Genomic DNA, 17,917 nt, shown 5'->3' on the forward strand with positions numbered 1-17,917 from the left:
CGGGGCGCTGCGGGTGCGGGCCGCAGGGGACGGGCGTCTTTGTGAGAACTTGTGCAACGTTGCGTGGGCGATGGTGCGGGGGAGCGTGGGGGCGAGGCAATTCGCCGCAAGCGGAACGGGGCGATTATCGAACGCAATGTTGGTTGCCCCGCGATTGGCCGGTTCAGGCAACAAAAAGCCCACCGCGAGGGTGGGCTTTTTGTTGTTGCCGGTGTAATCAGCCTTTTGGCGACTCTACCGACGCTTGCTGGTTGGTCTGCTCGTACCAACCACCACCGAGGGCCTTGTACAGGTTGACCTCGCTGACCAGCTGCGACAGGCGATCGCCGATCAGCGACTGCTGGGCGCTGAACAGGTTGCGCTGGGCATCGAGGAAGGTCAGGTTGCTGTCGATCCCGATACGGTAGCGGCGCTCGGCCAGGCGGTAGTAATCCTGGTTGGCGGCCACCAGGTCGCGTTGCGCCTGCAGCTGCTCTTCGAAGGTCTTGCGCGCCGCCAGGCCATCGGAGACTTCCTGGAAGGCGGTCTGGATGGTCTTTTCGTACTTGGCGACGTTGATGTCCTTCTGGATCTTCGAGTAGTCCAGGCTGGCCTTCAGGCTGCCGGCGTTGAAGATCGGCAGGTTGATCTGCGGCTGGAACAGCCAGGTGCCCTGGCCGCCCGAGAACAGGTGGCCCATGTCGGGGCTCAGGCTGCCGGCGTTGGCCGTCAGGCTGATGCTCGGGAAGAACGCGGCGCGGGCGGCGCCGATGTTGGCGTTGGCGGCCTTGAGCAGGTGCTCGGCTTCCTGGATGTCCGGGCGGCGCTGAAGAATATCGGACGGCAGGCCGGCCGGCACTTCGGCCAGCTGGTCGGCATTGAGCTCCAGCGGCTTGGCCAGGTTGGCCGGGATGCCGGTGCCGATCAGTACGGCCAGGCTGTTGGCGTCCTGGGCGACCAGGCGCTGGTACTGCGAGTACTTGACCCGCGCGCCTTCCACGGCGGTGCGCGCCTGGCTGACGTCGAGGGCCGAAGCCACGCCCACTTCATTGCTGCGGCGGGTGAGGTTGTAGCTTTCCTCGTAGGTTTTCAGCGTTTCTTCGGTCAGCTTGAACAGCGCCTGGTCGGCCTGCCAGGTGTAGTAGGCGTTGGCCACGCTGGCCACCAGGGCGATCTGCGTGGAACGGCGCGCCTGCTCGCTGGACAGGTAGGTTTCCAGGGCCTGCTCGGTCAGGCTGCGCACCCGGCCGAACAGGTCCAGCTCGTAGGCGCTGACGCCGAGGGTGGCCGAGTACTGGCTGGTGATGCCGGCCTCACCGGACTGCGACATGTTCGCCGGCACGCGCTGGCGGCTGCCGCTGCCGGTGGCCGAAATCGCCGGGTACAGGTCGGCCCGCTGGATGCGGTACTGGGCGCGGTAGGCGTCGATGTTCAACGCCGCCACGCGCAGGTCGCGGTTGTTTTCCAGCGAGGTCTGGATCAGCTGCTGCAGCGCCGGGTCGTGGAAGAACTGGCGCCAGCCCTGTTCGGCTGCGGCCACGTTGGCCGACTCGGTCGGCGAGTACGCAGGGCCTTGCGGCCACTGCGCAGCCACCGGCGATTCCGGGGTCTGGTAGTCAGGGATCAGCGAGCAGCCGCCGAGAATGAAAGCGGTTACCGCCAGGGACAGAAAAGACTTGGTCATTGCCCAGCCTCATAACGTGGAGTTTCAGGGGTGGCGTCGGTTTTCGGCTCTTTGCTGCCGAACAGCGACGACACTGCTACGAAGAACAGCGGTACCCAGAAGATGGCCAACACGGTCGCACTGATCATGCCGCCGATCACACCGGTACCGATGGCGTGCTGGCTACCGGCGCCGGCGCCACTGGCGATGGTCAACGGTACCACGCCGAGGATGAACGCCAGGGAGGTCATGATGATAGGGCGCAGACGCATGCGGCACGCCTCGATGGCGGCGTCGTACAGGCTGCGGCCCTGTTCGTGCAGTTCCTTGGCGAATTCGACGATCAGGATCGCGTTCTTCGCCGCCAGGCCGATGGTGGTCAACAGGCCGACCAGGAAGTACACGTCGTTGGACAGCCCGCGCATGCTGGTGGCGATCAGCGCACCGATGATGCCCAGGGGCACGACCAGTACCACGGCGATCGGGATCGACCAGCTTTCGTACAGCGCTGCCAGGCAGAGGAACACGAACAGGACCGAGAGGGCGAACAGCGCCGGCATTTGCGAGCCGGAGAGTTTTTCCTCGTAGGACATGCCGGTCCAGGAGTAGCCGATACCGGCTGGCAGTTCGCCGGCGATGCGCTCGACTTCGGCCATGGCTTCACCGGTGGAGTAGCCTGGGGCCGGGGCACCGAGGATCTCGACCGCTTCAACACCGTTGTAGCGCGACAGTTTCGGCGAGCCGTAGGTCCACTCGCCCTTGGCGAACGAGGAGAACGGCACCATCTCGCCGGCGCCATTGCGCACGTACCATTTCTGCAGGTCTTCCGGGCTCATCCGCGCGTTGGGCGCGCCCTGGATGTAGACCTTCTTGACCCGGCCACGGTCGATGAAGTCGTTGACGTAGTTGCCGCCGAGGGCGATCGACAGGGTGCTGTTGATGTCGGCGATGGTCACGCCCAGGGCGCTGGCACGTTCGTCATCGATGGTCAGCTGGTACTGCGGTTCGTCGTTCAGGCCGTTCGGGCGCACAGCGCTGAGAATCTTGCTCTGCGCGGCCTTGGCCAGGAACTGGTTGCGCGCTTCCATCAGCTTGACGTGGCCGACACCGGCGCGGTCCTGCAGGAACACGTCGAAGCCGGTGGCGTTACCCAGCTCCAGCACCGCAGGCGGGGCGAAGGCGAACACCATCGCGTCACGGAAGCTGAAGAAGTGCTGCTGGGCGCGTTGCGACAGCTTGAACACGCTGTTCTCGGCCGAACGCTCGTCCCATGGCTTGAGCATGATGAACGCCATGCCCGAGCTCTGGCCGCGGCCGGCGAAGTTGAAGCCGTTCACGGTGAACACCGAAGCCACGGTGTCGGCTTCTTCCTTGAGCAGGTATTCGCGCATCTGGTCGACCACCACCTGGGTGCGCTCGGCACTGGAGCCGGCCGGGGTCTGCACCTGGGCGAACAGCACGCCCTGGTCTTCCTCGGGCAGGAACGCGGTGGGGATACGGGCGAACAGCCAGATCATGCCGACCACGATCAGCGCGTAGGCCAGCAGGAACGGCACCTTGTTGCGCAGGATGGTACCGACGCTGCGCTCGTAGCCGACCACGCTGCGGTCGAAGTTGCGGTTGAACCAGCCGAAGAAGCCGCGCTTGGCCACATGGTGCTCGCCCTTCTTCAGCGGCTTGAGCATGGTGGCGCACAGGGCCGGGGTGAAGATCAGTGCGACCAGTACCGACAGGCCCATGGCCGAGACGATGGTGATCGAGAACTGACGGTAGATCACACCGGTGGAGCCGCCGAAGAAGGCCATGGGCAGCAGTACCGCCGACAGCACCAGGGCAATACCCACCAGCGCGCCCTGGATCTGCTCCATCGAGCGTTTGGTCGCCTCCTTGGGCGGCAAGCCCTCTTCGGACATGACCCGTTCGACGTTTTCCACCACGACGATGGCATCGTCCACCAGCAAGCCGATGGCCAGCACCATGGCGAACATGGTCAGGGTGTTGATGCTGAAACCGGCCGCCGCAAGGATGCCGAAGGTACCCAGCAACACCACGGGCACGGTCATGGTGGTGATGATGGTGGCGCGGAAGTTCTGCAGGAACAGGTACATCACCAGGAACACCAGGACCACGGCTTCGATCAGGGTGTGGATAACCCCGCTGATCGATTCGGTGACCACCGGGGTGGTGTCATACGGGAACACGGCCTTCACCCCAGGCGGGAAGAAGGGTTCCAGGTCGCTGATGGTCTTGCGCAGCGCCTTGGCGGTATCCAGGGCGTTGGCGCCGGTGGCCAGCTTCACGGCAAGGCCGGAGGCGGGCTTGCCGTTGAACTGGGCGCTGACGGCGTAGTTCTCGCCGCCCAGACCGACTTGCGCGACGTCGCCCAGACGTACCTGGGAGCCGTCGCTGTTGACCTTGAGCAGGATCTTTTCGAACTGCTCGGCGGTCTGCAGGCGGGTCTTGCCGATGATGGTGGCGTTGAGCTGGGTACCCGGCAGGGCTGGCAGGCCGCCGAGCTGACCGGACGACACCTGCACGTTCTGCGCGGCAACCGCGGTGCGCACGTCGACCGGGGTCAGCTGGAACTTGTTGAGCTTGGCCGGATCGAGCCAGATACGCATGGCGTACTGGGCACCGAACACCTGGAAGTCACCCACGCCTGCGGTCCGCGAGATCGGGTCCTGCATGTTGGAGACGATGTAGTTGGCCAGGTCGTCCTTGGTCATGCCGCCGTCTTCGGACACCAGGCCGATCACCAGCAGGAAGTTCTTCACAGCCTTGGTGACGCGGATACCTTGCTGCTGCACTTCCTGCGGCAGCAGCGGGGTGGCCAGGTTGAGCTTGTTCTGCACCTGCACCTGCGCGGTGTCGGCGTTGGTGCCCTGCTCGAAGGTGGCGGTAATGGTCATGCTGCCGTCGGAGTTACTTTCCGACGACACATAACGCAGGTTGTCGATACCGTTGAGCTGCTGCTCGATCACCTGCACCACGGTGTCCTGCACCGTCTGCGCCGAGGCGCCCGGGTAGGTCACGGCGATGGCGATGGCCGGCGGCGCGATGCTCGGGTACTGGTTGATCGGCAGCTTCAGGATCGACAAGGCGCCGACCAGCATGATCACCAGGGCGATCACCCAGGCGAAGATCGGGCGATCGATAAAGAACTTCGACATGGTTTACTCCGCTTTGGCGTCTGCTTTCGCCGCGTTGGCCTGATCGGGGCCGGCCGGCTTCTTGACGTTGGTGGCTTCGCTGACCTTGACCTCGACGCCTGGGCGTACGTATTGCAGGCCTTCGGTAATCAGGCGGTCACCCGGGTTCAGGCCTTCCTCGATCAGCCAGTCGCTGCCCAGGGTACGGCTGGCCTTGAGCTGGCGCAGTTCGACCTTGTTTTCCTGGTTGACCACCAGTGCGGTTGGCGCGCCCTTGAGGTCGCGGGTCACGCCCTGTTGCGGGGCCAGGATGGCGTTGGCATTGACCCCGGCCTTGAGGCGGGCGTGCACGAACATGCCTGGCAGCAGGGTGTGGTCGGGGTTGGGGAAGATCGCGCGCAGGGTCACGGAACCGGTGGTTTCGTCGACGGCAACTTCCGAGAACTCCAGGCGGCCCTGCTGCTTGAACAGGCTACCGTCTTCGAGCACCAGCTGCACTTGCGCGGCGTTGTCACCGGCCTTCTGCAACTGGCCGCTTTCCAGGTCACGGCGCAGCTTGAGCAGCTCGGCGGTGGACTGGGTGACGTCGACGTAGACCGGGTCGAGTTGCTGGATGGTGGCCATGGCGTTGGTCTGGCCATTGCTCACCAGCGCGCCTTCGGTGACCGAGGAGCGGCCGACGCGACCGCTGATCGGTGCCAGCACCTTGGTGTAGCGCAGGTCGATCTGGGCGCTCTTGAGTGCGGCCTCTGCCTGCAATCGTTTGGCATTGGCGTCGTCGTATTCCTGCTTGGAGACGGCCTGCTCGTCGATCAGTTGCTTGTAGCGTTCGGCCAGCGAGCGGGTAGCCTGCAGGTTGGCCTGGGCGTTGGCCAGGTTGGCTTCGTAGACGGCGGGGTCGATCTGATAGAGCTGCTGCCCTTCCTTGACGTCGCTGCCTTCCTTGAACAGGCGCTTGAGGATGATGCCATTGACCTGCGGGCGGACTTCGGCGATGCGGTAGGCCGTGGTGCGCCCCGGCAGTTCCGAGGTCAGGGTGAAGGACTGGGGTTGAACGGTGACGACGCCGACCAGAGGAGCCTGCGGCGCAGGCGCGGCTTCTTCTTTCTTACAGCCACTGAGCAGGGTTGCCAGGGCCACGGCGGAAACCAGGGCGGTTACGGCTGGCTTGAATTGCATGAGGATCCTCGGGTCGCTGGAGCAAGGGAGCTCAAGAATAGTGGAAGTGTCTTGTCAGAAAAACGCTATCCGGTGGATTAATAGCTTGCTACCGAATATACTTACATTCATGCTTGTTTGTAAATACCGCCGGTGGATTGCGTAGCCCCCACCGCGAACCGCTCAATTACCCCCGGGAACGGCCCTTGAAGAGGCGACCCCGGCCTGATTCCCGCCCGCCAGAAGTGCGTGCGGGGCCTGAAGAGGTTGTGCTGCCATGGTCCGTCGAACCAAAGAAGAAGCCCAGGAAACCCGCGCCCAGATCATCGAGGCGGCGGAAAAGGCCTTCTACAAGCGCGGGGTTGCGCGAACCACACTGGCCGACATCGCTGAGCTCGCGGGGGTGACCCGTGGCGCGATCTACTGGCATTTCAGCAACAAGGCCGACCTGGTCCAGGCGCTGCTCGACTGCCTGCACGAAACCCACGACCACCTGGCCCGGGCCAGTGAGAGCGAGGATGAACTCGACCCGCTGGGTTGCATGCGCAAATTGTTACTGCAAGTGTTCAACCAGCTGGTGCTGGATGCCCGAACCCGGCGTATCAATGAAATCCTGCACCACAAGTGCGAGTTCACCGACGACATGTGTGAGATTCGCCAGCAACGCCAGAACGCGGTAATCGACTGCCATGTGGGCATCGCCCTGACCCTGACCAATGCCGTGCGGCGTGGGCAATTACCTGCCGACCTCGATTGCGAGCGTGCTGCCGTGGCGCTATTTGCCTACGTTGATGGCCTGATCGGGCGCTGGTTGCTGCTGCCGGACAGTTTCGACCTGCTGCGCGATGCCGAAAAGTGGGTGGACACCGGGCTGGATATGCTGCGCTTGAGCCCAAGCCTGCGCAAATGACACTTTGTGAAGGATTGTGAGGGAGTGTCTCTCTTGGCGGGTTAAGGGGGGATTAATGCTCATCACCTCGGGGTATGCGAATCGTGGGAGCGGGCTTGCCCCGCGATCGCGAACTTGAAGTTGCCAATGCAATCGCGGGGCAAGCCCGCTCCCACGATCACCGCCCGCGCAACTGCCGATCCGGCAACGCCAGCGCAGCCAGCAACCCAAGCAACGAAGCCCCTGCACTGGCCAGCAGCAGATGCCGGAACGTTTCCAGCAACCGCGCCTGGGTCTCTGGATCCGCCTCACCTGCCTTGAGGCTGCCCAGCAGAGGATTGCCCAGCAGCTCGAAACCACCCTGTTGCAACAACGCCAGCAGCAGGCTGGACATGCACGCCACCCCCATCGCCCCACCCAGCGAACGGAACAGGTTGGTGGTGCTGGTGGCCACGCCGATGTCCTTCGCCTCCACTGCACTCTGGGTACCCACCAGCGAGGTAGGGAACTGCAACCCGCAGGCGACGCCGGTCAGCAGCATGAACAGTGCGCTGAGCCAACCCGATTGCGGTGGTGTCAGGGCCATGGCAGCGATGGCAACCGGCATCAGCAGCGCGCCGGTCAGGATCTGTGGCTTGAAACGCCCGGTGCGGCTGGTCATGCGCCCACCGGTGAACGCGCCGAGCGGCAGCCCCATGGCCAGCGGCAGCAGGTGCAGCGCGGCGCTGTCGGCGCCGGCCCCGGTGATGCCCTGGTAACGCAGGGGCATGAGCATGGTCAGCGATATCGACTGGAAGCTGGCGAAGAAGATCACGCACCAGCACAGCACCGCGACCCGGTTGCCGAACAGGCTCATCGGCAGCAGTGGCTCACGGCAACGTCGCTCGTGGGCCACGAACACCAGCAGCCCGAGCAGCGCGCAGCCCAGCAGTACCAGTACCGGTGTCGACTGCCAGGCATGCCCCTGGCCCACCAGGGTGATGCCCAGCAGCAGGCTGCCCAGGCCAATGATCATCAACACCGCGCCCAGGTAGTCCACCTGTACCTCGCGGCGTTTCACCGACAACCCGTCGAGGGCACGGTGGATCGCCCACAGCGCCACCAACCCCAGCGGCAGGTTGATCCAGAACACCCAGCGCCACGACAGGTACTCGGTCAGCCAGCCGCCCAGCACCGGCCCGGCGACACTGGCCAGGGCGTACATGCTGCTGAAATAGCCTTGGTAGCGGCCACGTTCGCGTGGCGGCACGAAGTCGCCGATGATCGCCTGGCTTACCGACACCATGCCGCCTGCGCCGATGCCTTGCAGCACCCGCGCCAGCACCAGTTGCGGCATGTCCTGGGCCAGGCCGCAGGCAATCGAGGCGAGGGTGAACAGCGCGGTGCCGGTGAGGATCATGCGCCGCCGGCCATACAGGTCGCCGAGCTTGCCGTAGATCGGCACGGCGATGGTCATGGCTACCATATAGCCGGAGATGACCCAGGCCAGCAGGCCGACATCGTTGAACTGGGCGGAGATCGCCGGCAGCGACACGGCGACGATGGTCTGGTCGAGGGCGCCGAGGAAGATCGCCAGCATCAGGGCGGTCAGTACGCTGCGCAGAACGGTAGGGGGCAGGGCGGCGGTCACGGAAGCTACCTGGTTGTGATCAGCTCATTCGGAGTGGCCTGATTGTAACCTGAGTTGAGTAGCTTCCTATGTACTCTGTGCATCCCCTATGCAAGATCGGCATTGGCGCATTCATCCAGTGCTGCATGGCTGCGTGATATCGTACAACGGTCGCAGAGGCTGAAATCCGGGGCTTGCACCAGCATGGTGCAGCGTTTTGCCACAGGGTTTCGCGTTGCTGTATTTCCACACCTTTTATTCCTCTGCCTGCATGACAAGCATGACCGCCTCCGATGGCGACGGTTGGATCAGTCAGGTAGACCCGATACAGGGGTCGGTTGTCAGCCGCTCAACATTTCTTATTACAAGCGGAGTCATCATGTCCAAGGCTTCCCACCACGATCTGCGTTTTGCCTTCCGCGAACTGCTCGCTTCAGGTTCGTGCTATCACACCGCTTCGGTCTTCGACCCCATGTCTGCGCGCATCGCCGCCGACCTTGGCTTTGAAGTCGGCATTCTCGGAGGCTCGGTCGCCTCGTTGCAGGTACTGGCCGCGCCGGACTTTGCCCTGATCACCCTCAGCGAGTTCGTCGAGCAGGCCACCCGCATCGGCCGCGTTGCCCAGTTGCCAGTGCTTGCCGATGCCGACCATGGCTACGGCAACGCCCTCAACGTCATGCGCACGGTGATTGAACTGGAGCGTGCCGGGGTTGCCGCCCTGACCATCGAGGACACCCTGCTGCCGGCCCAGTTCGGCCGCAAGTCCACTGATCTGATTCCGGTGGAAGAGGGCGTCGGCAAGATCCGCGCTGCACTGGAAGCCCGCGTCGATTCGGCCATGGCGATCATCGCCCGGACCAACGCCGGGGTGCTGAGCACCGAAGAAATCATCGTGCGCACCCAGAGCTACCAGAAGGCTGGTGCCGATGGCATCTGCATGGTGGGGGTGAAGGACTTCGAGCAACTGGAGCAGATCGCCGAGCACCTGAACGTGCCGCTGATGCTGGTCACCTACGGCAACCCGAACCTGCGTGACGACGAGCGCCTGGCGCGCCTGGGCGTGCGTATCGTGGTCGACGGACATGCCGCCTACTTCGCCGCGATCAAGGCCACCTACGACTGCCTGCGCCTGCAGCGTGGCCAGCAGCACAAGTCGGATAGCCTCAACGCCACCGAGCTCTCGCACACCTACACCCAGCCGGAGGACTATATCCGTTGGGCCAAGGAATACATGAGCGTCGAGGAGTGACCGGCGTGCGGCGCCGTCGCTTTATCTGACGGCGCTCAGGGTTGCGGTGTGGGGCACGCAGTGTTCCAGTGCGCAACTGGCTGCGGTGTTGGGTTGGCTGCGCAGCAGCTCGACCCGCCAGCAGGCCGAGCCGTAGAGCCCGACGACGGCGGCCAGGGCAAAGACCAGCGCGCAACGCCTGGACTTGATACTCATGGTGCTTACCTCCTGTTTTTGTAACAGGTGATAACGGTAAGCATAGGCCTGCTCCGGATATCTGCACTGCTGTCGGGGTGAACCGTTCACGGTTTGCAGCGCCTATCAGATCGAGCGCTGCAAAGCTATCGCCCGACACCTTGCATCCACCCACCCCTAAACCCCCAACCCCCGATCCCACTCCGGCTCATCCCCAAACCGCTCCACCAGAAAGTCCAGCATGCTGCGCAAGGTCGCCGGCATGTGCTTGCGAGACGTGTACACCGCATTCAGGTTCAACTCCCGCGGCTTTGCCTCGGGCAACAGCCGCACCAGCTCACCGCTGCGCAGCGCGCTGGCCGCCTGGTAGGTGGGCAGCATGGCGATACCGGCGCTGGCCAGCGCCGCCTTCTGCAGGGTCATGGCCTCGTTGGCGCTGATATTGCCCTGCACCGGCACGGCGACACTCTGCCCGTTCACCTCGAAATGCCACAGGCTATGGCCGAAGTAGGCATGGGTCAGGCAGTTGTGCCCACTCAGTTCTTCCACTCGCATTGGTGTGCCGTGCTCGCGCAGGTACGCGGGGCTGGCGCAGACCACCGAGCGGCACACGCTCAGGCGTCGGGCGATCAGGTTGGGGTCGACGTCGTTGCTGGTGCGGATCGCCAGGTCGATGCGTTCGTCCACCAGGTTGACGGTGCGGTCGAGCATCTGCAGCTCCACCTGCACCCCGGGGTAGCGCTTGACGTAGGCCGCCAGCGCATCCACCAGCTGAGCCTGGCCGAACGAAGTGCTGACGCTGATGCGCAGCTCGCCGCGCGGGGCATCATCGGGCTGGCGCACGGCGTGTTGCAGGTCGCCGGCCAGTTCCAGCAGTTGCCGACAGCGCGGCAATGTCTCCTGCCCGGCGGCGGTCAGGCTGAGCTTGCGCGTGGTGCGCTGCATCAGCCGGGCGCCGACCCAGTCCTCCAGCTCCGCCAGGTAGCGCGACACCACTGGCCGGGAAAGCTCCAGATGATCCGCCGCTGCAGACTGGCTGCCCAGGTCGACGACGGTGACGAAGACGCGCATGGCGTTCAGACGGTCCATGATTTGCCCGATTTCAGAAATGAACTATGTCGCAGCATCGCATTTTTTGTAATGAATCGGGCAACTAAGCTGTGCTCCATCGACTCACTCATCAGGAAGCACCAATGTCACTGTTCACGCCTCTGCGCGGCCTGCTGCTGGCCTGCGTCACCCTCGCTGGCCAGGCCATGGCTGGCGAACCGCTCAAGCTCGATATATACAACCCCGGCCACGATGCGATTTTCCCGGTCAGTTCGGTGATCGTCAGTGGCGAACACGATGCAATCCTGGTCGATGCGCAATTCGGCAAGGGCCAGGCCGAGCAGGTGGTCGAGCGCCTGCGCAAGAGCGGCAAGCAGCTGACCACCATCTATATCAGCCACGGCGACCCGGACTACTACTTCGGCCTGGACACGCTCACCCAGGCGTTCCCCAAGGCTCGGGTGGTCGCGTCGGCCGCCACCGTTGCCCATATCCGCAACACCATGGATGCCAAGCTCGCCTACTGGGGCCCGCAAATGGGCGCCGACAAACCGGGCAAGCTGGTCGTGCCACAAGTGCTCGACGGCAATCAGTTGAAGCTCGAAGGGCAGGCGCTGGAAGTCGTCGGCCTGGATGGCCCGCAGCCGGACCGCAGCTTTGTCTGGATCCCTTCGATCAAGGCCGTGGTGGGTGGTGTAGTGGTGTCCGAGCACATCCATGTGTGGATGGCCGACACCCAGACCGCACAATCCCACGCCGACTGGCTGGCTACCCTGGCCAGGATCGAGCAGTTGGCGCCGCGCACCGTGGTCCCCGGGCACTACCTGGGCGACAGCAGCCGTTCCCTGGACGCCGTGCGCTTCACCGCCAACTACATTCGTGACTTCGACACCGAAACCGCCAAGGCCGGCAACGCCGACGCACTGATTGCGGCGATGAAAAAGCGCTACCCGAACCTGGCCGACGAAAGCTCCCTGGAACTGGGTGCCAAGGTCGCCAAGGGCGAGATGAAGTGGTAATCCCATTCAACCTGTTGGAGTGTTTTCCATGAGCAAGATCGCAATCATCGGCGCCACCGGGCGTGCCGGCAGCCAACTGCTGGAAGAGGCTCTGCGCCGTGGCCACAGCGTGGTCGCCATCGCCCGTGACCCATCGAAGCTGCAAGGCCGCGAAGGCGTGACCGTCAAGGCGCTGGACGCCAAGGACAGCGCCGCCCTGCAGGCAGCGGTCAGCGGCTGCGACGCGGTGCTGAGCGCCGCGCATTTCTCCACCCTTGAACCCCAGGCCGTCATCGAGCCGGTCAAGTGCGCCGGCGTGAAGCGCCTGCTGGTGGTGGGCGGTGCCGGCAGCCTGCTGCTGCCGTCCGGGCAGCGGGTCATCGACAGCCCGGATTTCCCCGAGGCCTACAAGGCCGAGGCCAATGGCGGCGTGCGTTTCCTCGAGGCGCTGCGCCAGGAGCCGGCGCTGGACTGGACCTTCCTGTCGCCGTCGGCGGAGTTCGTCGAGGGGGAGCGCAGCGGGCACTACAAACTGGGCAAGGATCACCTGTTGATCGGCGCCGAGGGCAAGAGCTGGATCACCTTCGCCGACTATGCGATCGCGATGATCGATGAGCTGGAGAGGCCGGGGCACTCGAAGGCGCGGTTCACCGTCGGTTACTGAAACAGGTTTGCACGTCCCCTGTAGGAGCGGCCTTGTGTCGCGATAGGGCCGCTCCTACACGGATTGCGCCAACCTTGAGGGCGGGAGCGGGCTTGCCTTGTGATTGAAGATTACTGCCGGGCACGCTCCTGCAGCCACTCCAGCAATTCGACCAACCCCGCCGCCATGGTCTTCGACGGGCTCACCAGGTAATACCCTTTCCCAGTCGTCACCTTCAGCGCGAACGGCATGCACAAGCGCCCGCTGCGCAGGTCATCGCCAATCAGCGCCCAGTCGCCGATGGCGATCCCCGTCCCCTGCGAAGCCATGGCCATCGCCATGTCCAGCGTCTCGAAATGCTGCTTCGGGCCTTGTGGCTCGAACCCGGCTCCCGCCGCCTGCAACCACAGCCGCCAGTCATGTTCGTCCCGCGAAGGGTGCAGCAGCATGTGCCGCGTCAGGTCCTGCAACTGTTGCAATGGCAATGGTCCGTTGAGCAGCGAGGGGGCGCAGACCGGAGTGAGTTGTTCGTCGAACAGTTTGCGCACCTGCAGCCCATGGTTCGGTACGGCGCCATACACCACGGCCGCATCGAAACCTTCATGACGGAAGTCCACCCCGTGTTGCACCGTGGTGGTCAGCTCCACCGGCACGTCCGGGCGCAACGCCTGCCATTCCATCAGCCGTGGCAACAGCCAGCGCATCACGCAGGTCGGCGCCTTGAGCTGCAAGGTGCTGCTGCGCCCGCCGACCTCGCGCACGCCTTGCTCGACCAGGGCGAAGATCTGTTGCACCCGCGGCAGCCAGTCCTGCCCTTCGCGGGTCAGTGCCAGGCCACGTGCCTGGCGCTGGAACAACGGGTAGCCCAGGTGCTCCTCGAGCCCGGCGATCTGCCGGCTGACCGCACCCTGGGTGATATGCAACTGTTGCGCGGCGCGGGTGAAATTGCAGTGCTGGGCGGTAACCAGGAAGGTATGCAGGGCGGGCAGGGGCGGTAGGCGTTTCATCGTGGTAAGCCATGATGTGAGGTCATGGCTAGTATGTGTTTTTTTGCATTGTGGCGGTAGCTGCGGATTGGTTCCATGAACACCGATTTCAACAAGATTCGGGTACTCGATCATGGCAACCTGCGGCGAAGTGTTGGTCAAACTCCTCGAAGACTATGGCGTCGACCATGTCTTCGGTATTCCCGGCGTGCATACCGTTGAGCTGTACCGTGGCCTGGCGGCGTCGTCCATCCGCCACATCACCCCGCGCCACGAGCAAGGCGCCGGGTTCATGGCCGACGGCTACTCGCGCACACGCGGCAAACCTGGGGTGTGCTTCATCATCACCGGCCCAGGCATGACCAATATCACCACCGCCATGGGCCAGGCCTATGCCGACTCGATCCCGATGCTGGTGATCTCCAGCGTGCAGTCGCGCAGCCAGCTCGGCGGCGGGCGCGGCAAGTTGCATGAGCTGCCCAACCAGTCCGCCCTGGTCGCGGGCGTGGCAGCCTTCTCGCAAACGCTGATGAGCGCCGATGACCTGCCCCAGGTGCTGGCCCGGGCCTTTGCCGTGTTTGATGGCGCGCGGCCTCGGCCGGTGCATATCGAGATTCCGTTGGACGTGCTGGTCGAGCCGGCCGATCACCTGTTGTCGGCGCGCCCCGTGCGCACCAGCCGCGCAGGTGCCGCGCCGCAGGCGGTACGGCAGATGGCAGAGCGCCTGGCCAAGGCGCGTCGGCCACTGATTCTCGCCGGCGGTGGTGCGTTGGCGGCCGGCGCGGCGCTGGCCCGTCTGGCCGAGCACTTGCAGGCGCCGGTGGCGCTGACCATCAATGCCAAGGGGCTGCTGCCGGCGAACCACCTCTTGCAGATCGGTTCGACCCAGACCCTGCCGGCCACCCGCGCGCTGGTCGCCGAGGCCGATGTGGTACTGGCCATCGGCACCGAGCTGGCCGAGACCGATTACGACGTGACGTTCAAGGGCGGCTTCGAGATCCCCGGCAGCGTGCTGCGCATCGATATCGACCCGGACCAGACGGTGCGCAACTACCTGCCCGAGCTGGCGCTGGTGGCCGATGCCGAGCAGGCCGCCGAGGCGCTGCTCGCTGCCCTGCAAACGCAACCGCAGCCACCCCGCGACAGCGAGTGGGGCGCCACGCGTGCCGCGCGTCTGCGCCAGGACAATGCAGCGACCTGGGACCCCGTGACCCTGAGCCAGACGCGCCTGCTGACCGGCATCCTGGAAACCTTGCCCAATGCCATCCTGGTTGGCGATTCGACCCAGCCGGTGTACACCGGCAACCTGACCCTGGACATGGCTCATCCGCGCCGCTGGTTCAATGCCTCGACCGGCTACGGCACCCTCGGCTATGCCTTGCCTGCCGCCATGGGCGCCTGGCTGGGCAGCGCCGAAGTGCCCGCCCGGCGAGCACCGGCGGTGTGCCTGATCGGCGACGGTGGGCTGCAGTTCACCCTGCCGGAACTGGCCAGCGCGGTGGAGGCGCAGGTGCCGCTGATCGTGCTGCTGTGGAACAACCAGGGGTATGAGGAAATCAAGAAATACATGGTCAACCGGGATATCGAGCCGGTGGGCGTGGATATCCATACCCCTGACTTCATCGGCGTGGCGCGGGCGTTGGGGGCCGAGGCCGAGAACGTGGGGGATGTCGCACAGCTTCAGGCGGCGCTGGGCCGGGCGGTGGAGCGCCGGGGGCCGACATTGATCCAGGTGGATCAGGCGCAGTGGCAGGCTGCAGTGGTGGGGTAAACCGTTGTGATCCATCGCGGGGCAAGCCCGCTCCCACGGGCTATAGCGTGGGAGCGGGCTTGCCCCGCGATGCATTCACTCAGCCAGCACTGGCACGCAACCGCGCCACATCTCTGATCGGCGGCGCGCCATACAGCCTGCTGTATTCGCGGCTGAACTGCGACGGGCTCTCATAGCCCACCCGATACCCCGCCACCGCCGCCTCCAGCCCGTCATTGAGCATCAACCGCCGCGCCTCTTGAAGCCGCAGCTGCTTCTGGTACTGCAACGGGCTCATCGACGTCACCGCCTTGAAGCGATGGTGCAGGGTCGAGGTGCTGAGGTTCACTTCGCGCGCCAGGTCCTCGATGCGCAGCGGTTGCTGGTAATGCTGGTTGAGCCAGCTGATCGCCTGGCACACCCGGTGAGTCTGGCTGTTGGACAGGGCGATCTCGTACAGGCGGTGGCCCTGCGGCCCGCGCAGCAGGCGGTAGAGAATCTCGCGTCGGATCAGCGGCGCGAGGATCGGGATATCACGCGGTGTATCCAGCAGGCGGATCAGGCGCAGCAGGGCATCCAGCAGCTGCGGGTCGCTTTTTTCGACGAACAGGCCGCGGCCGGAAGGCAGGTTGGGGACCACCATCGGGCTGCTTTCGGCAATCAGCTGGCTGATCTGCGCCGGGTCGATGTCCAGCCGCAGGCCCAGGGCCGGGTGTTCCGGGCTGGCCTTGAGCAGCGCGCCGCTGATCGGCAGGGTCACCGACACCACCATGTAGTTCAGTGGGTCGTAGGCATAGTGTTCATCGCCCAGGATCAGGGTCTTGCTGCCTTGGGCCAGGACGCACAGGGCCGGCTGGGCCAGGGCGGGCATGCCGCGAATATCTTCGCGGTAGCAGGTGAGGTAGAGGTCTTCGATGGGCGAGGCCGGGCCAAAGGGTTCACCGGCATGGCGCAGGATCAGCCCGGCCAGCTCCTGGCGCTGCTGTTCCAGGGAGGGTTCGAGGGGCGGGGAAGTGGTCATGGCGGGTTTCCTCTGCTGACCGACGCAGCATAGGTTTGGGCAATGCCGGGCGCTAGTCGGATGCTGCAGATCGATTGCCTGATCCTGCAGCGCTGCAGGATCAGGCAATCGGCCGGCAGTAATGGCCTAACGTCGCGCGAGGGGCGGCCCCTAACCTTGGCAGCCTGTTTCTCGCCCCTGGCTTCAAGGAGATCGTTCATGACCCTTCAGCAACCGGTCACCCATTTGGCGTTCATCCGCGCCAGCAACGGTCGTTCCGCGGAACTCGGCGTGCGCCTGCGCGATTTGCTCGAGCCCACGCGGCGCGCGCCGGGTTGCCTGGCGTTCAGTGTGCAACGCTCGCAAGTCGATGCCGACCTGTGGCTGCTCAGCGGCAGCTGGTGCGACCAGCAGGCGATGAGCGGTTATTTCGCTTCGCCGACGCTGAACGTGTTCGGTGAGCTGGTGCAGGCGCAAGTGGTCAGCAGCCTGGACCTGCATACCTTTGCCTGATCGTTCCGGCCCAGGGGCCATGTCAGGTGTACAATGCCGCCCCTCGATCACACAGGCGCAGAGCAGCATGGCACGTAAAGAATTCCCTCACTTCGAAGCGGTTTCGGCGATGGTCCCGGTGGAAGGCGGCGGCTACAACGCGGCGATTGCCGTGAAGGCCCTGAACATGGGCGGTGCGCCGCGCTTCCACAAGGTCCTCGAGGGCCAGGTGTTCACCTCCGCCATCGCCGCCGACGCAGCTGCCTGCGCCGAACTCGAACGCCTGCAGGGCGTGGGTGAGGAAGGCGAACTGATCTTCTGATCAGACCTGCGGGCGGCTCATCTTGAACAGCTCACCCAGCGCGAAGTAGTCCGCCGGGCCGCCGCCACGCAGGATAGGTTCGGCGGCGGCGGTGTCGTAGATGCCGTCCTTGAGCAGGTGTTCGGCAATGTGCACGGCCACCACCTCGCCAAGGATCAGCCAGCTGGGCACTACTTCCTGGTCGGCTCGCTTGAGCTGGACGATCTGGCTCACCTTGCATTCGAAACTCACCGGGCTCTCGCCCACACGTGGCACCTTGACCACGTTCGAAGCCGCTGGCGTAAGGCCGCTGAGGGCGAACTCGTCGACCTCGGCCGCCACCGCGGCGCAGCTCTGGTTCATTTGTTCGGCCAATGGCCGGGTGGCCAGGTTCCAGACGAACTCGCCGGTCTGCTCGATGTTGTTCAGGCTGTCTTTGCGCCCGACGCTGCAGAAACCGATGATCGGTGGGATGTAGTTGAAGGCGTTGAAGAAGCTGTAGGGCGCCAGGTTCAGGCGGCCTTCGCGGTCGTGGCTGGAGATCCAGCCGATGGGCCGGGGGCCGACGATGGCGTTGAACGGGTCGTGGGGCAGGCCGTGGCCTTTGGCGGGTTCGTAGTAGTACATCTGCGCAAGGCCGCGAGGCCACTCCTGGTTGGGGACGAGGCGCCTAGTGTGCCAAGGCTTTGCCTGGCTGAAAATGATCAAGCCCGGCCGAAGCCGGGCTGGTTGCACGCTTTCAGCAATCAGCTGAAGCGGTGGGCGTTGGTGTGGTCGAAGCCGTTTTCGGCGAAGCGTTGGCCGTTGGTGCGGTCGAAGCCGTCTTC

The 17,917-nt window shown here is 64.6% G+C and carries 16 protein-coding genes and 1 pseudogene; 7 read left to right on the forward strand and 10 right to left on the reverse strand.

Annotated features, from left to right (window positions below):
• Positions 1-217: 217 nt before the first annotated feature.
• From F6X61_RS18760 to ttgA, 3 genes are read right to left on the reverse strand one after another with little or no spacing between them, the layout of a single operon-like run.
• Positions 218-1,663: an AdeC/AdeK/OprM family multidrug efflux complex outer membrane factor gene (locus F6X61_RS18760; protein WP_153787884.1), complete on the reverse strand. Its 1,446-nt coding sequence runs from the start codon at positions 1,661-1,663 to the stop codon at positions 218-220.
• Positions 1,660-4,812 carry a multidrug efflux RND transporter permease subunit TtgB gene (gene ttgB / locus F6X61_RS18765; protein ID WP_153787885.1) on the reverse strand — a complete coding sequence of 1,051 codons (3,153 nt, stop codon included), beginning with the start codon at positions 4,810-4,812 and terminating at the stop codon, positions 1,660-1,662. Before ttgB ends, F6X61_RS18760 begins: the two co-directional genes overlap by 4 nt.
• A gap of 3 nt (positions 4,813-4,815) precedes the next feature.
• Positions 4,816-5,970, reverse strand: coding sequence for a toluene efflux RND transporter periplasmic adaptor subunit TtgA (gene ttgA / locus F6X61_RS18770; RefSeq protein WP_110993741.1), 1,155 nt, complete (start codon positions 5,968-5,970; stop codon positions 4,816-4,818).
• 256 nt (positions 5,971-6,226) lie between these two features.
• Here ttgA and F6X61_RS18775 point away from each other — a divergent pair, with 256 nt between their 5' ends.
• Positions 6,227-6,859, forward strand: a complete 633-nt coding sequence (locus F6X61_RS18775) for a TetR family transcriptional regulator (RefSeq protein WP_153787886.1) — start codon at positions 6,227-6,229, stop codon at positions 6,857-6,859.
• A 157-nt stretch (positions 6,860-7,016) separates the two neighbouring features.
• Here F6X61_RS18775 and F6X61_RS18780 read toward each other — a convergent pair whose 3' ends face one another.
• On the reverse strand, positions 7,017-8,468 hold the full coding sequence (locus tag F6X61_RS18780; protein ID WP_153787887.1) for an MDR family MFS transporter: 1,452 nt from the start codon (positions 8,466-8,468) through the stop codon (positions 7,017-7,019).
• A gap of 358 nt (positions 8,469-8,826) precedes the next feature.
• Between F6X61_RS18780 and F6X61_RS18785 the strand changes: the two genes are divergently transcribed.
• Positions 8,827-9,696 carry an oxaloacetate decarboxylase gene (locus tag F6X61_RS18785; protein ID WP_153787888.1) on the forward strand — a complete coding sequence of 290 codons (870 nt, stop codon included), beginning with the start codon at positions 8,827-8,829 and terminating at the stop codon, positions 9,694-9,696.
• Between the two features lie 21 nt (positions 9,697-9,717).
• Here the strand turns inward: F6X61_RS18785 and F6X61_RS27020 are convergent, their stop codons facing one another.
• Both F6X61_RS27020 and F6X61_RS18790 read right to left on the reverse strand, forming a co-directional pair.
• On the reverse strand, positions 9,718-9,891 hold the full coding sequence (locus tag F6X61_RS27020; RefSeq protein WP_167409830.1) for a hypothetical protein: 174 nt from the start codon (positions 9,889-9,891) through the stop codon (positions 9,718-9,720).
• 156 nt (positions 9,892-10,047) lie between these two features.
• Complete coding sequence (locus F6X61_RS18790) at positions 10,048-10,959, reverse strand: LysR family transcriptional regulator (protein WP_153787889.1); 912 nt, start codon at positions 10,957-10,959, stop codon at positions 10,048-10,050.
• 104 nt (positions 10,960-11,063) lie between these two features.
• Between F6X61_RS18790 and F6X61_RS18795 the strand changes: the two genes are divergently transcribed.
• Together F6X61_RS18795 and F6X61_RS18800 are read left to right on the forward strand one after the other, a co-directional pair.
• Complete coding sequence (locus F6X61_RS18795; protein WP_153787890.1) at positions 11,064-11,939, forward strand: MBL fold metallo-hydrolase; 876 nt, start codon at positions 11,064-11,066, stop codon at positions 11,937-11,939.
• A gap of 28 nt (positions 11,940-11,967) precedes the next feature.
• Positions 11,968-12,582 carry an NAD(P)-dependent oxidoreductase gene (locus F6X61_RS18800; protein ID WP_153787891.1) on the forward strand — a complete coding sequence of 205 codons (615 nt, stop codon included), beginning with the start codon at positions 11,968-11,970 and terminating at the stop codon, positions 12,580-12,582.
• A gap of 110 nt (positions 12,583-12,692) precedes the next feature.
• On the opposite strand, the gene F6X61_RS18805 is transcribed toward F6X61_RS18800, so the two are convergent.
• Positions 12,693-13,568, reverse strand: coding sequence for a LysR substrate-binding domain-containing protein (locus tag F6X61_RS18805; protein WP_153787892.1), 876 nt, complete (start codon positions 13,566-13,568; stop codon positions 12,693-12,695).
• 112 nt (positions 13,569-13,680) lie between these two features.
• Between F6X61_RS18805 and F6X61_RS18810 the strand changes: the two genes are divergently transcribed.
• Positions 13,681-15,318: a 5-guanidino-2-oxopentanoate decarboxylase gene (locus F6X61_RS18810; protein ID WP_153787893.1), complete on the forward strand. Its 1,638-nt coding sequence runs from the start codon at positions 13,681-13,683 to the stop codon at positions 15,316-15,318.
• Positions 15,319-15,397: 79 nt separating this feature from the next.
• Here the strand turns inward: F6X61_RS18810 and F6X61_RS18815 are convergent, their stop codons facing one another.
• Complete coding sequence (locus tag F6X61_RS18815; protein WP_153787894.1) at positions 15,398-16,318, reverse strand: AraC family transcriptional regulator; 921 nt, start codon at positions 16,316-16,318, stop codon at positions 15,398-15,400.
• Between the two features lie 198 nt (positions 16,319-16,516).
• Between F6X61_RS18815 and F6X61_RS18820 the strand changes: the two genes are divergently transcribed.
• On the forward strand, positions 16,517-16,810 hold the full coding sequence (locus F6X61_RS18820; RefSeq protein ID WP_110993751.1) for an antibiotic biosynthesis monooxygenase family protein: 294 nt from the start codon (positions 16,517-16,519) through the stop codon (positions 16,808-16,810).
• A gap of 67 nt (positions 16,811-16,877) precedes the next feature.
• A complete protein-coding gene (locus F6X61_RS18825) occupies positions 16,878-17,111 on the forward strand; it encodes a hypothetical protein (protein WP_110993798.1) in 234 nt (77 codons plus the stop codon).
• On the opposite strand, the gene F6X61_RS18830 is transcribed toward F6X61_RS18825, so the two are convergent.
• Positions 17,112-17,717, reverse strand: a complete 606-nt coding sequence (locus F6X61_RS18830) for a flavin reductase family protein (protein WP_153787895.1) — start codon at positions 17,715-17,717, stop codon at positions 17,112-17,114.
• Positions 17,718-17,836: 119 nt separating this feature from the next.
• Positions 17,837-17,917, reverse strand: a pseudogene (locus F6X61_RS18835) (heme utilization protein); the annotation flags it as partial.

The sequence above is a fragment of the Pseudomonas sp. EMN2 genome (assembly GCF_009650555.1).
GTDB lineage: Bacteria > Pseudomonadota > Gammaproteobacteria > Pseudomonadales > Pseudomonadaceae > Aquipseudomonas > Aquipseudomonas sichuanensis.